Source organism: Sulfurimonas sp. HSL3-7 (assembly GCF_039645985.1).
GTDB classification, from domain to species: Bacteria; Campylobacterota; Campylobacteria; order Campylobacterales; family Sulfurimonadaceae; genus Sulfonitrofixus; species Sulfonitrofixus jiaomeiensis.
Genome location: NZ_CP147919.1, coordinates 46725 through 58292, shown reverse-complemented (window position 1 = coordinate 58292; position 11568 = coordinate 46725). Strand labels below are relative to the sequence as shown.

Below are 11568 nucleotides of genomic sequence, written 5' to 3'. Positions count from 1 at the left end.
TCTATCGTTTTTCCAGCAGCAGTAAAGCGGCTTCCGTCATCGCTTCAATACCTGTTTTGATAGTCGTTTCGGGAGGCGGGGCAAAGTGGGGAGAGTGAAGGGGCGGCAATGAAATGTTCTGTTGCTTCGTCTGTTTATATGCTACCGGATCAGCAGCACCCAGTCTGAACATTAACGAAGGAATTCGCGGCTCAACCCGGCCGTAATGTGTAAAATCTTCACCGATCATAGCTGCTTGTATGCTTTTGACCCTCTGACTGCCCATGGTCTCTTCAAAATGTTCGCGAATGCGCTTAGAAAGAGCAGGATTATTGTATACAGCCGGCGTGTAGTTATTTAAAATCTGCACCTTGGGCAATTTATCTTCGGGCATGCCGAAGGAGCGTGCCTGATTAAGGGCGATCCGTTTGATGGCGTCGAGTACTTTTTTTCTTGTCTCATCGGTGTAGGAGCGAACAGTGAGTTGGAGGTCCACCTGTTCGGGGATGACGTTGCGCTTCTCTCCTCCGTGAATGCTCCCGACCGTCACAACCGCTGCATCCTGCGGTGAAACTTCCCGCGAAACAATCGTCTGCAGTGCGACTATGATCTGTGCGGCAAGCACGACAGGGTCTTTGGCAGAATGAGGATAGGCTCCGTGCCCGCCCACTCCATAGACACGGATATCTACCGAATCCACATTGGCAAAACTGTATCCGGACACTACTGCCACTGTACCGCTGGGGAGTTCGGGGTAAACATGTAGCGCAAGATTGTAATCGGGCCGTGCAAATCGCTTAAACAGTCCATCTTCAAGCATGCGACGGGCACCGGCACCCCGCTCTTCAGCCGGTTGGGCGATCATCATGAGCGTACCTGACCACTGCTCTTTCATTGCCGCCATTCTTCGGGCAGACCCGACAAACACCGACATATGGATGTCGTGACCGCAGGCATGCATCATTGGAATAGTATGACCGTCCTCTCCCCGGTAATACTGTTTGCTGGCATAGGGAAGCCCGGTTTTCTCCTTGACAGGCAGGGCATCCATATCGGTCCGGATCATCACCGTCGGCCCCTTGCCGTTTCGCATCAGTGCAACCAGACCGTATCCGCCGACCCCTTCCGTGACCTCAAAACCTGTTTCACGCAGCTCTTTTGCAAGGCGTTCGGCGGTTTTCTGTTCATGAAAGGAGAGCTCCGGATGGCTGTGAAGATGCGTATAGAGTCTGTCAATATAGGGGTAATCCTCATTTATCGCATTTTTCAGCGTATCATCGGCGCGGCTTTGCGCAAAAACCGATATCAACAAGATAAATAGAAAGCCAAACGTTGCCGCTCTGTGTGACAACCTTTCAGATAAACATCTCTTCACCATATCCTCTGCCTTTTCAATTTGATTTAAATACGTTTAGATTGCATCAGAGCGCAAAAAACACCAGCAAAGCAACCGCTGCCAGAACGCCCATCGCGATATCGATCTGCCTGAACCTTCTCAGCGCGAGGTTGACAAAAACAAAGACCAGCGCACCCAGCAACAGGCCGTTGGTGATGGAGTATGTCAGCGGCATGCCCATCACAATAAAAAAGGTGCCGTATTTGACGGCGGGATCACTATAGTCGATATGCTGGAGCTCGCTGAACATCATCACGCCGATGACGACCAGGATCGGATAGATCGCATTGGAGGGGATGGCCTGGAAAAAAGGGAGCAGAAAGAGGGGCAGAACAAACAGCACCCCGACCACCACAGCGCTCAGACCGGTCCGTCCCCCCTCTTCCACGCCGGCGGCACTTTCAATGTAGGAGGTGGTGCTGGTGACGCCGGCTAGGCCGCTAAGCAGGGTGGCGAAGGCATCGGCTTCGATGGTTTTTTGCAGGGGAACGGAACTCTCTTCGTTAAAAAGATCTGCCCGCATGCCGACGCCGGTCAGGGTACCGAGCGTATCGAAGACGTCGGTGATCAAAAAGATGATGACCACCGGTAGCATCGAGAGTGTCAGCACAGAGGAAATATCCAGCTCAAATGCGATCGGCGCCATGGATGCGGGCATCGAGACCAGCTGTTCAGGCAGCTTCTCGATCCCCGCAGCCCATGCAAAGAGTGTTGTCATAACGATCGAAAGGATAAAGGCGCCTCTGTACTGTTTGAGGCTGAAGAAAACGGCCAGCGCCAGACCCAGCAGACCGAGCAGCACATGGCTGTCCTGAAAATCACCGACGGTCACCAGTGTAGAGGGGCTCTCCGTGATCATCTTCATCTGTTCCAGCCCGATAAATGCGATGAAGGCACCGATCCCCGCGCTGACAGCCCGCTTGATGTCCACAGGAATCGTCTCGATCATCAGGCGGCGCAGCGGCGTCATGCTGATGATCACATAGAGGATCCCCGAGGCAAAGACGATTCCCAGGGCACTCTGCCAGGGAATGCCCATCCCTTTGACCAGTCCGAAACTGAAATAGGCGTTCAGCCCCATGCCGACACTCATGGCGATCGGTGTATTTGCCCAAAACCCGTTGAGTATCGATGCGATAATGGTCATAACCGCCGTTGCGGTGATCAGTGCATCGTAAGGCATACCCGAGGCGCTCATGATGGCAGCATTGACCGGCACGATGTAGAGCATCGCCATAAAGGTCGTAAACCCGGCCGTAACCTCGGTCTTTACATCTGTTTTGTGTTCTTGAAGTTTAAAAAGGTTCATGCTTCGTCTTGCAGCCGTTGATGAAATGGAATGTCCGTCCGTCAAAAAGACCTTTATCGCTGAGCTTGAGTTCCGGTATCACCAGCAGCGCCATAAACGAGAGGGTCATAAACGGTGCGCTTAACGGCGAGCCCAGACGCTCTTTGACAATGCGGTCGATCTTTTCATACTCTCTTGCGACACGGAAACCGTCGTCGGCGCTCATGATCCCTGCGATCTCCAGAGGCAGGACCCACGACTCTTCCCCGCTGACGGCGCAGATGCCGCCCTGCTTCTTGATAAGCAGGTTGACCGCCTTGGCGATCATCTCATCGCTGCACCCCACGGCAACGATATTGTGCGAATCGTGGGCGACACTCGATGCGATCGCCCCCTCTTTCAGCCCGAACCCGTTGACATAGGCGACGGCCGGTGCAACATCCTCATAGCGGTTCACGACACCTATTTTCAGGATGTCATGCTCCGGGTCGCCCACCGTCTGCGAGGAGACATTGCGAAGCGTTACCACTTTTTCATGCGTGATCAGTTCATGGTCAATGGCCTCGATCACCTCGACCGTTTCACAGGCAGGCATCGCAAAATCCCCCGCCTCTTTTGTCCCGGTATGAAAGTTGTTGATCTTCGAAACCGGCACCGGGCTGATCGTCGTTTCGCCGTTTTGGGCGACCACTTCACCGTTGATCACTGTTTTTAAAACGGTAAGATCATCCAGGTTGTCCACTTCGATGAAATCGGCACTGTCACCCTCTCGCAGCATGCCGACATCCAGATCGTAATGCATGATCGGGTTGATGCAGGCGATCTGCAGGACTTTGAAGAGATCATTGCCTTTTGCCAGGGCACGTTTGACAAGCTTGTTGATATGGTCGTTGTAGAGATCGTTCGGGTGGCGGTCATCGCTGCAGAACATCAGCATCGCATAATGTTCATCGATCAGCGGTGCCAGGGCGTTGAAGTTTTTCGCAGCCGAGCCTTCGCGTATCACGATCTTCATACCGTTTCGGATCTTTTCGAGCCCCTCTTCATAGGTAAATGCCTCATGGTCGGTCATGATGCCCGCGTCGATATAGCGTTTAAGGTCATCGCCTCGAAGTCCGGGCGCGTGACCGTCTACCGGTTTGCCGAGTTCCTGCGCTGCTTTTATCTTTGAGAGCAGATCCTCATCCCCATCGATGACCCCCGGAAAATTCATCACTTCGCTAAGGTACTTGATCTGCGGTTTTTTGAGCAGGGTTTTGATCTCCTCGACGCCCAGTGCCGCGCCGCTGGTCTCAAAGGGTGTTGCCGGTACACAGGGCGATGCCCCGAAGTAGAATTTGAAATTGACCTTCTCGGCATTATCCAGCATGAACTCAACACCTGCTATCCCGAGGACATTGGCGATCTCGTGCGGATCGGAAACGGTGGCGACCGTGCCGTGGCGTACGGCCAGACGGGCAAATTCGCTTGGAGGAAGCATCGAACTCTCTATATGGATATGGGCATCGATGAAACCGGGCAGGATATAACTCGAGCAGGGTTCGTCGATCTTCGTGACAGACGCTATTTTTTGTTTCTCGATCACCACCCTTGCGGGGTATATCTCACGCCGGCCGATATCGACAAAATTGGCTCTGATCTCCATAGGTACACCTCCCTCTTGATCTAATACATTTTTGCACAGATAGCATAAAGAGTCTATTAGTGCCGTTATATTGACCGGATCCGGAAGAAGTCTGCCAGTGACTTCTAATTTCTATTAGCCTACAATAACAGGATGATGAATAAATGGATGAAGATAGCGCATAACGAGGCAACGGAAGGGATGCTCGCCAATGACGGCGGTCCTTTCGGCGCCGTCATTGTTCACAGGGATAAGGTCATAGCGACGGCACATAACGAAGTGCTCAAGACCAATGATCCCACGGCCCATGCCGAGATCAATGCCATCCGGATCGCCAGTGAACAGCTCGGCAGCTTTGATCTTTCCGAGTGTGTCCTCTACTGCACCTGCAAGCCCTGCCCCATGTGTCTGGGCGCCATCTTTTGGGCACGCATCGGTACGGTTTACTACGGTGCAACGGAATTCGATGCTGCCAGAGGCGGTTTTGACGACCAGCGCTTTTACGAGATGATACGCGGCCAGAACCATGACGTAGTACTCAAACAGATCGATTATGAGGTCAACGCTAAACTATTCGATCAGTGGCTTGCGAAAGAGGACCGTCAGATGTATTGACCTTAGCGGGGTTCTCTTTTCCCCGTTCTCTCTTTGGATACCCTCTAGATTCCCTGAAGCAGTGCCAGGAACTCTTCGCCGTAACGCTCGAACTTCACTTCGCCTATGCCGCCCACCTGCAGCATCTCGTCTTTTGTCTGCGGACGTTTTGCAGCCATCTCTTTGAGTGTTTTGTCGCCAAAGACGATATAGGGCGGAACACCCTGCTCCTGCGCTATCTCCTGACGCAGTCCGCGAAGCGTTTCAAAAAGCCCGGTATCATAGTCGAAACTCTCCGGAGCCGATTTTTTGACGGTCTTGGCTTTGACGTTGAGACGCTCGCTTCGGATCAGCAGCTTCTGCTCTCCCTTGAGTATCTGCAGCCCCGTTTCGCTCAGCATCAGCCCCTGATGCTCATTCACGTTAAGGGCTTCGACTTCCAGCAGGCGGTCGATGACGACAAACCACTGCTTCTTGCTGAGCTTCTCGCCGACACCGTAGACTGTCAGCTCGTCATGGCCGTTGGCGAGTATCTTCTGCTCGCGTGAGCCCCGAAGCACGTCGATCAGATAGTTTTTGCCGAAAGACTGTCCCGTACGGTAGACAGTCGAGAGGAGCATCTGCGCTTCGGTAGTGATGTCGCGCTTCTCGTGGTCGGGTTCAAGGCAGTTGTCGCATTTGTCACCGCAGGGTTCCAGGGTGTCACCGAAATAGGCGGCCAGCTGCTGGTGGCGGCAGCTCTCGCTGGTGGCGTAGCGCTGGATCGCGGTAAGCTTCTGCAGCAGGTGCTGTTTATAGCCGTCATCGTCGTTCATCTCGATAAAACGCTTCTGCTGGATGCTGTCGGCGGCACTGAAGAGCAGGACCACGTCGGCATGGTCGCCGTCGCGCCCCGCCCGTCCGATCTCCTGGTAGTAGTTCTCCAGGGTCTTGGGCAGGGACATGTGGACGACAAAACGGATGTTGCTCTTGTCGATCCCCATCCCGAAAGCGATGGTGGCGACGATGATCTTCACCTCGTCATGGACGAAGTCGTGGAAGACGCTATTGCGCTCTTCGCTCGGCATCCCGGCGTGGTACGCCGCGGCCGCATACCCCTTTTTCTGAAGATGGTGGGCGATCGCCTCGACGTTCTTTCGCGAAAAGGCGTAGACGATCCCGCTCTCGCCCTTGTGGTCGTTTAGAAAGTCGGTCAGCTGGTCATAGCCGTCCCTGATGCGGTGGCGCGCCGTGATCTGCAGGTTCTCTCTGAAGATCTTCCCCTGCAGCAGCGTCGCGTCGTGCAGACGGAGCAGACGGACGATATCGTCGCGTACATGCTCGGTCGCGGTGGCGGTAAAGGCGGCGACTGTCACGTTCGGGAAGTAGTCGCGCAGCTGTGAAAGCGCCCGGTAGTCGGCACGGAACTCATGGCCCCATTCACTGATACAGTGCGCCTCGTCGATGACAAAGTAGTTGAGCCTGATCTGCGAGAGGATGTTGCGCATGCCGTCGGTGTTGAGCCGCTCGGGGGAGAGGTAGAGAAAATCGACCTCGCCGGCGTAGAGACGGCGGATGATGTCGCCGCTCTCTTCGGAACTCTGCATCGAGGAGAGCATCTCGGCACGCATCCCCTGGGCTTTGAGGCTCTGCACCTGGTCGTGCATCAAGGCCAGCAGCGGCGAGACGACCACCGTCGTCCCCTCCATCAGGAGCGCCGGAAGCTGATAGGAGAGCGATTTGCCGCCGCCCGTCGGCAGGATCATCAGCAGGTCTTTGCCCGCCAGAATGGTATCGACCGCCTCCTCCTGCAGGGCTCTGAATGTCTTGTGCCCAAACTGGGATTGTAATACTCTGTACTTCTCTTTTTGGCGGTCTGTTTGCGGCATCTGCTCTTCTTTTGAATTCTTCATCAAATAGTAGCAGTTTTTTTGATCAAATACCGTTTTCTATGCCATTTATACATGATTTTAAAGCGTTGATTGGAATAACAATCAGAGAATTTTAATGCACTCTGTCTCTAATGTTTAGGAATTGTGAATATAATAGATATCCAATGCTAACCTGATGGGCTTACCGTTTCAAAACAGCACGAATTCAGGTCCAATTTCTTTACTTAAAGAAATAAGTAAAAATAAGTATACTGATTTGTATTGAGAGAAAGAACATCATTGGCACTCTTTGAAAATCTTGTGAAGGCGGTTTAAAATGGTTCATTCGGCATATGCAAGACATTTATTGAGGCTGTTTTTACTGTTTCTGTTTACGATGTTTTCAGGCTGTACAACACAATCTCCTGTACTTCTCGAAACATATTCCGAACAACTTCCCCGGAGTGCAAGTGACTTTACACTGGACACAAACAAATCGTATGTCTATTATGAAGCTAAAAAAAAGCAGTTTTTCAATACCTATCCTGTACGGGGTATAAACAGAGGGTTAAGCGGTTCACTGGAGAAGAGAGAGCTTGGGTATAAGGGTAAGTTGCGTATTGATGTTTTTACGTTTGACAGTAATGATAGCTATCGAGACGACAATGTTGAGGAATATCTAAATGCAGAGACGTATAAGTTGATGACCTATGACTATGAGATTCGTGAAAATATAGCAGAGGGTGATATGAAGATCAATGGGGTGACAAAAAAGATCACTTTTCCGGTGACCCTCAAAGATGAGAACGGTCAGCTTTTTATAGAAGGAAACATTCGTATCAGATACAGTGACTTTAATATCGAGACCCCTTCAAACTTTTTCTTACGGGCACATGACGATCTTGTTATCGGGGCAAAACTGTACTTTAACCATTAGAACAGCATAATGCATTGGAATGTCCGATGCCGCACCTTTAGTTCTTGAGATATTCCTGGTCTGTTTTAAGGTAAAACTACACAAAGAGCATTCTCAAACAGTATCATTACGCACAGAAAAGTACGTCAGATATTTCCTTCCCTTTTTAGAGTATAATTTAAAAAAACAGAAGGATTTTTTATGAAAGTTGCTATCCCTGTCAAAGACGATACCCTCACCTTCTTCGGCAACGCCGGCCATACCCCCTATTTCGCCGTTTACGCCGTAAAAGGGGCCGGGATGTTCAAAGCCTTTGCATTCGAAGAGCTGCGCAAGAACCCGCGCACCGACCTCGACCATGAGCATAACGACGGAAACGAGCACTGCTCGCACGGCCATGATGACGAGGCGCACGTCCAGGAGCATGTCAAGATGGCCGAGGTGCTCGAGGATTGCGATTATCTCGTCGCCAAACGAGCCTGCAAAAACACCGCTGCCGCGATGGTCAACTACGGCATCTCTATTGCCAAATACAGCGGTGACGCCACCAAAGCCGATGCTGTTCTCTCGGGTGTCTCGGCGCAATTGGTTTAACGATGGCCGAAAAGACCATCCTCCCTTTTATCGCCCCCTTCAAGAGCGTCGTCATCGGCACGCTTGACAGTGAAGGGCGCCCCTTCTCTTCGTACGCTCCCTTTGTCCATTATGACCACCGTTTCTACATCTTTATCAGCGATATCGCCTCGCATGCCAAAAACCTCAAAAAGGATAACAGGGCTTCACTTTTCTTTATCGAGGACGAAACCCGCTCCGCCAATATCTTCGCCCGCAAACGGATCTCCCTGCAGTGTGATGCGGCAGCCGTCCCAAGGGAGGAGGACAGGTTTGCCCCGGTGATGGCAGGCTTCGATGAAAAGTTCGGCGAGGAGATGGTCTCGATGCTGATGAAGATGAAGGATTTCAACCTCTATGAGCTGACTGCCGTTGCCGGCGAAGCCACCTTCGGGTTCGGCGAAGCTTACGTAGTCGGCGGCGAAAACATGGAGTGTCTGCTTCCAAGAATGGGCGGAAGTGGGCACAAATAAAGGATCTCTATACAAACACGGTTAGCAGATAATAAAAACGAGGATTGTTCTGGAAAAGTTACGGTTCAGACGTTGTAAAAAAATCGATGGTCGGAGTGACTGGATTCGAACCAGCGGCCCCAAGTCCCCCAGACTCGTACTCTAACCAAACTGAGCTACACCCCGACACGTTGCAGGCAGTAATTCTATCCTGCCTATTCTTAAGAAAAAGGTAAATTCAGCCCTTACAGTGTGCTTATCGACGGGGCAAAGGCCTTGGTGTTGACCTGGACGCTCTGGCCGATCGTAAACGAGGCCGCCTCGGCCTCGTCGAGCACCACCTCGACGATCTGCTGGCCGATGGCGACGACGGCGATGTGGATGACGTCCGCCTTGATAATATCGAGCAGTTCGCCTGTAAGCGAGAACTTCTGGCTTCCCTGCGTCTTTAAGAGTACCTCTTTGGGAGTGCCGTCCTGCACCACCCTTCCATGCTCGAGCAGAATGACGCGCTCGGCCAGGCGGTAGATCTCGCTTGGGTCGTGCGAGACCATGATGGTGGTCGTTCCGAACTCCTTATGCAGGGTCAGGATGTCGTGCTGCAGCTTGGTGCGCATCGCCGGATCGAGTGCGGAGAGCGGCTCGTCCATCAGCAGCAGCTTGGGGCGCTTCATCATCGCCCGACAGAGCGATACCCGCTGTTTCTGACCCCCGCTCAGCATGCCTGGCAGACGGTCTTTGAGCTCGGAGAGTCCGGTAAGCTCCAGCAGATGCTCGGCTAGCTCTCTGTCCTTGCTGACATAGAGCAGATTCTGCTCCACGCTCATGTTGGCAAAGAGGGCATAGTCCTGAAAAACAAAACCGATACCCCGTTTCTGGGGCGCCAGAGAAGTCCGATCCTTCTGCCAGAGATCGTCGCCAACGCTGATAACACCCTTCGCCTTCTCAAGTCCCGCCAAAATGCGCAGAAGCGTCGTCTTGCCGCTGCCGCTTTGACCTGCCAATGCAATAAAACTGTGCTCTTCGATGGCGATATCCACGTCCAGCTCCATCGCGCCGATACTCCCTTGAAGCGTCTTATTGATATTGATTTTAACCATTACTGCACCCCGATGCGTCTGTTATGACGCTCATTGAAAAGATAGACACCCAGCAGCACCGCAAAACTGAGCGCCAGCATGATCGCGCTGTAGATATGTGCCTGCGAATAGTCCATCACCTCAACAAACTCATAGATGGCCACCGATGCGACCTTCGTCTCTCCCGGAATAGAGCCGCCCACCATCAGCACCACGCCGAACTCGCCGACCGTATGGGCAAAAGTGACGATAAGGGCCGTCATCAATGCCGGTTTGATGTTGGGTAAGGCCACCCGCCACAGTGTCAGGAAGCGGCTTTTGCCTGCGATATAGGAGGCCTCAAGCATGTTTTTGTTGAGCGTCTCGAACCCGCCCTGAAGCGGCTGTACCATAAAGGGAAAGGAGTAGAAACAGCTTGCGACCACCAGCCCGGTAAAGTTAAAGACCAGCTTGATGCCGAAAAGCTCTTCAAAAAAAGCACCGATCGGGGAGTTCTGTGAAAGGGCAAAGAGGATATAGAAACCAAGAACAGAAGGAGGAAGGACGATCGGCAGCGAAGTCACCGCTTCGACAAAAGGTTTGCAGCGGCACTTCGTCTGGCTGAGCCACCAGCTTACCGGCAGTGCCACCAGAAAAAGAATCAGTGTCGTAATACCCGCCAATTTGAACGAAAGGTAAAAAGGTTCCAGATCCAGAGTGTTCATAAACTTTTCCAACTGCTGGTGAGATCGGCCATACCGGCCTGATAGAGGCTGCTGGTCACGATGGCCTCGACACCTGTTTGTGCGTATTGTATGACATTTTTCCTGTTTATACCGCCTGCCGCTATGATGGTAGCATGCGGATGATGTTCGCGTTTGTAGGCGACGAGTGCCGCCAACGTCTCCGGCACGCTTTTGTCCATCTGGATCACATCGGCTCCGAGCTGCAGCATCCGCTTCGCATCCTCAAGACTCTCGGACTCGACCACAAGCTTCTTCTCGACACACCGTTTTTTGATCTGCGGCAGTGCCGCTTCGAATGCCGCCTCGTCATCGTAGAGGGCGCGGTGGTTTTCAAAGATCAGAACACTCTCTGAGAGCCCGAGCCTGTGCGGCATAACCCCGCCGATAAGCAGGGCGCGCATTGTAAAGCGTTTGGCAAAGGGAAAACTTTTACGCGTGACCAGGATCTCGCAGTCAGGATTGACGTTATGGGCATCCTGAAGCATTCTGTTGGCATGGGTCGCCATCCCGCAGGCATACTCCAGCAGTATCTGGCAAAGCCGCCACGCCTGGTGCAGCACTTCACCGTCACCTTGAAGTTCCAAAAGCAGTCCCTCTTCTTCTACCTTTGTTCCTGAAGCGACAGAATAGTAGACTTCGCACCCCAGCAGTTCACCGATACGCGCCGCCTCCTCTGTACAGGCCGCCACCACCTTGTCCCGAGTGATAATACTCAGAGATTCCGTCTTGCTTGAAACCTCAAGCAGATGGGTCGTCAGGTCAAAATAGGGCAGATCTTCGCGTATATACGCCCAGAGCTCATGATCGGAAAGACGGGTCATAGATTATTCTCCTTACTACGGTTGCATAATTTTACTCTGCGGAGCTGTTGCATCGCTGATCTGTGACACCGCAGGCAGCAAGGCGTCTGAAACTACTCGATACGGGCTGATGGGTACCCCTTGAAAAGACTTCATCCAGCTATATGCAATATTTGATCGCGGAATTATATCATAATATACTTTTTTATATAACGTAATAACTAAACGCATCGTTACGCTTATCTGAATTCAT

General features: G+C 52.4%; 11 protein-coding genes and 1 tRNA gene. 4 read left to right on the top strand and 8 right to left on the bottom strand.

What is annotated here, in order from left to right; translation table 11 throughout:
• Position 1: 1 nt before the first annotated feature.
• Genes WCY20_RS00280 through ade form a run of 3 tightly spaced genes read right to left on the bottom strand, consistent with a single transcriptional unit; the run spans position 2 to position 4308 of the window.
• Positions 2 to 1357, bottom strand: a complete 1356-nt coding sequence (locus WCY20_RS00280; protein WP_345976145.1) for an amidohydrolase — start codon at positions 1355 to 1357, stop codon at positions 2 to 4.
• A 43-nt stretch (positions 1358 to 1400) separates the two neighbouring features.
• Positions 1401 to 2684: an NCS2 family permease gene (locus tag WCY20_RS00275; RefSeq protein ID WP_345976143.1), complete on the bottom strand. Its 1284-nt coding sequence runs from the start codon at positions 2682 to 2684 to the stop codon at positions 1401 to 1403.
• Positions 2671 to 4308 (bottom strand): adenine deaminase, encoded by a 1638-nt coding sequence (gene ade / locus WCY20_RS00270; RefSeq protein WP_345976141.1) that lies wholly within the window; start codon positions 4306 to 4308, stop codon positions 2671 to 2673. The genes WCY20_RS00275 and ade overlap by 14 nt, the downstream gene beginning before the upstream one ends.
• Before the next feature lie 132 nt (positions 4309 to 4440).
• Here ade and WCY20_RS00265 point away from each other — a divergent pair, with 132 nt between their 5' ends.
• Positions 4441 to 4902 carry a nucleoside deaminase gene (locus WCY20_RS00265; RefSeq protein WP_345976139.1) on the top strand — a complete coding sequence of 154 codons (462 nt, stop codon included), beginning with the start codon at positions 4441 to 4443 and terminating at the stop codon, positions 4900 to 4902.
• Positions 4903 to 4946: 44 nt separating this feature from the next.
• On the opposite strand, the gene recQ is transcribed toward WCY20_RS00265, so the two are convergent.
• Positions 4947 to 6773, bottom strand: coding sequence for a DNA helicase RecQ (gene recQ, locus WCY20_RS00260; RefSeq protein ID WP_345976137.1), 1827 nt, complete (start codon positions 6771 to 6773; stop codon positions 4947 to 4949).
• 295 nt (positions 6774 to 7068) lie between these two features.
• Between recQ and WCY20_RS00255 the strand changes: the two genes are divergently transcribed.
• The 3 genes from WCY20_RS00255 (at position 7069) to WCY20_RS00245 (ending at position 8732) form a co-directional block, all read left to right on the top strand.
• Entirely contained in the window at positions 7069 to 7668 is a 600-nt protein-coding gene (locus WCY20_RS00255; protein ID WP_345976135.1) for a YceI family protein, read from the top strand.
• A gap of 180 nt (positions 7669 to 7848) precedes the next feature.
• Positions 7849 to 8241 (top strand): hypothetical protein, encoded by a 393-nt coding sequence (locus tag WCY20_RS00250; RefSeq protein WP_345976134.1) that lies wholly within the window; start codon positions 7849 to 7851, stop codon positions 8239 to 8241.
• Between the two features lie 2 nt (positions 8242 to 8243).
• The gene (locus tag WCY20_RS00245) at positions 8244 to 8732 is read left to right on the top strand and encodes a pyridoxamine 5'-phosphate oxidase family protein (RefSeq protein WP_345976132.1); all 489 of its coding nucleotides are present in this window, start codon (positions 8244 to 8246) and stop codon (positions 8730 to 8732) included.
• Between the two features lie 87 nt (positions 8733 to 8819).
• Here WCY20_RS00245 and WCY20_RS00240 read toward each other — a convergent pair.
• The 4 genes from WCY20_RS00240 to modD form a co-directional block, all read right to left on the bottom strand.
• Positions 8820 to 8897 (bottom strand) — tRNA-Pro (locus WCY20_RS00240).
• A gap of 59 nt (positions 8898 to 8956) precedes the next feature.
• Positions 8957 to 9811: an ATP-binding cassette domain-containing protein gene (locus WCY20_RS00235; RefSeq protein WP_345976130.1), complete on the bottom strand. Its 855-nt coding sequence runs from the start codon at positions 9809 to 9811 to the stop codon at positions 8957 to 8959.
• Positions 9811 to 10494: a molybdate ABC transporter permease subunit gene (gene modB / locus WCY20_RS00230; protein ID WP_345976128.1), complete on the bottom strand. Its 684-nt coding sequence runs from the start codon at positions 10492 to 10494 to the stop codon at positions 9811 to 9813. Before modB ends, WCY20_RS00235 begins: the two co-directional genes overlap by 1 nt.
• Positions 10491 to 11336 carry a ModD protein gene (gene modD, locus WCY20_RS00225; protein WP_345976126.1) on the bottom strand — a complete coding sequence of 282 codons (846 nt, stop codon included), beginning with the start codon at positions 11334 to 11336 and terminating at the stop codon, positions 10491 to 10493. Before modD ends, modB begins: the two co-directional genes overlap by 4 nt.
• Positions 11337 to 11568 lie beyond the last annotated feature (232 nt).

Coding starts and splice junctions, on each gene's coding strand:
- modB (WP_345976128.1), bottom strand. CDS start 10,494: ATGAACACTCTGGATCTGGAACCTTTTTACCTTTCGTTCAAATTGGCG.
- WCY20_RS00275 (WP_345976143.1), bottom strand. CDS start 2,684: ATGAACCTTTTTAAACTTCAAGAACACAAAACAGATGTAAAGACCGAG.
- WCY20_RS00280 (WP_345976145.1), bottom strand. CDS start 1,357: ATGGTGAAGAGATGTTTATCTGAAAGGTTGTCACACAGAGCGGCAACG.
- WCY20_RS00255 (WP_345976135.1), top strand. CDS start 7,069: ATGGTTCATTCGGCATATGCAAGACATTTATTGAGGCTGTTTTTACTG.
- WCY20_RS00245 (WP_345976132.1), top strand. CDS start 8,244: ATGGCCGAAAAGACCATCCTCCCTTTTATCGCCCCCTTCAAGAGCGTC.
- ade (WP_345976141.1), bottom strand. CDS start 4,308: ATGGAGATCAGAGCCAATTTTGTCGATATCGGCCGGCGTGAGATATAC.
- recQ (WP_345976137.1), bottom strand. CDS start 6,773: ATGAAGAATTCAAAAGAAGAGCAGATGCCGCAAACAGACCGCCAAAAA.
- modD (WP_345976126.1), bottom strand. CDS start 11,336: ATGACCCGTCTTTCCGATCATGAGCTCTGGGCGTATATACGCGAAGAT.
- WCY20_RS00250 (WP_345976134.1), top strand. CDS start 7,849: ATGAAAGTTGCTATCCCTGTCAAAGACGATACCCTCACCTTCTTCGGC.
- WCY20_RS00235 (WP_345976130.1), bottom strand. CDS start 9,811: ATGGTTAAAATCAATATCAATAAGACGCTTCAAGGGAGTATCGGCGCG.
- WCY20_RS00265 (WP_345976139.1), top strand. CDS start 4,441: ATGATGAATAAATGGATGAAGATAGCGCATAACGAGGCAACGGAAGGG.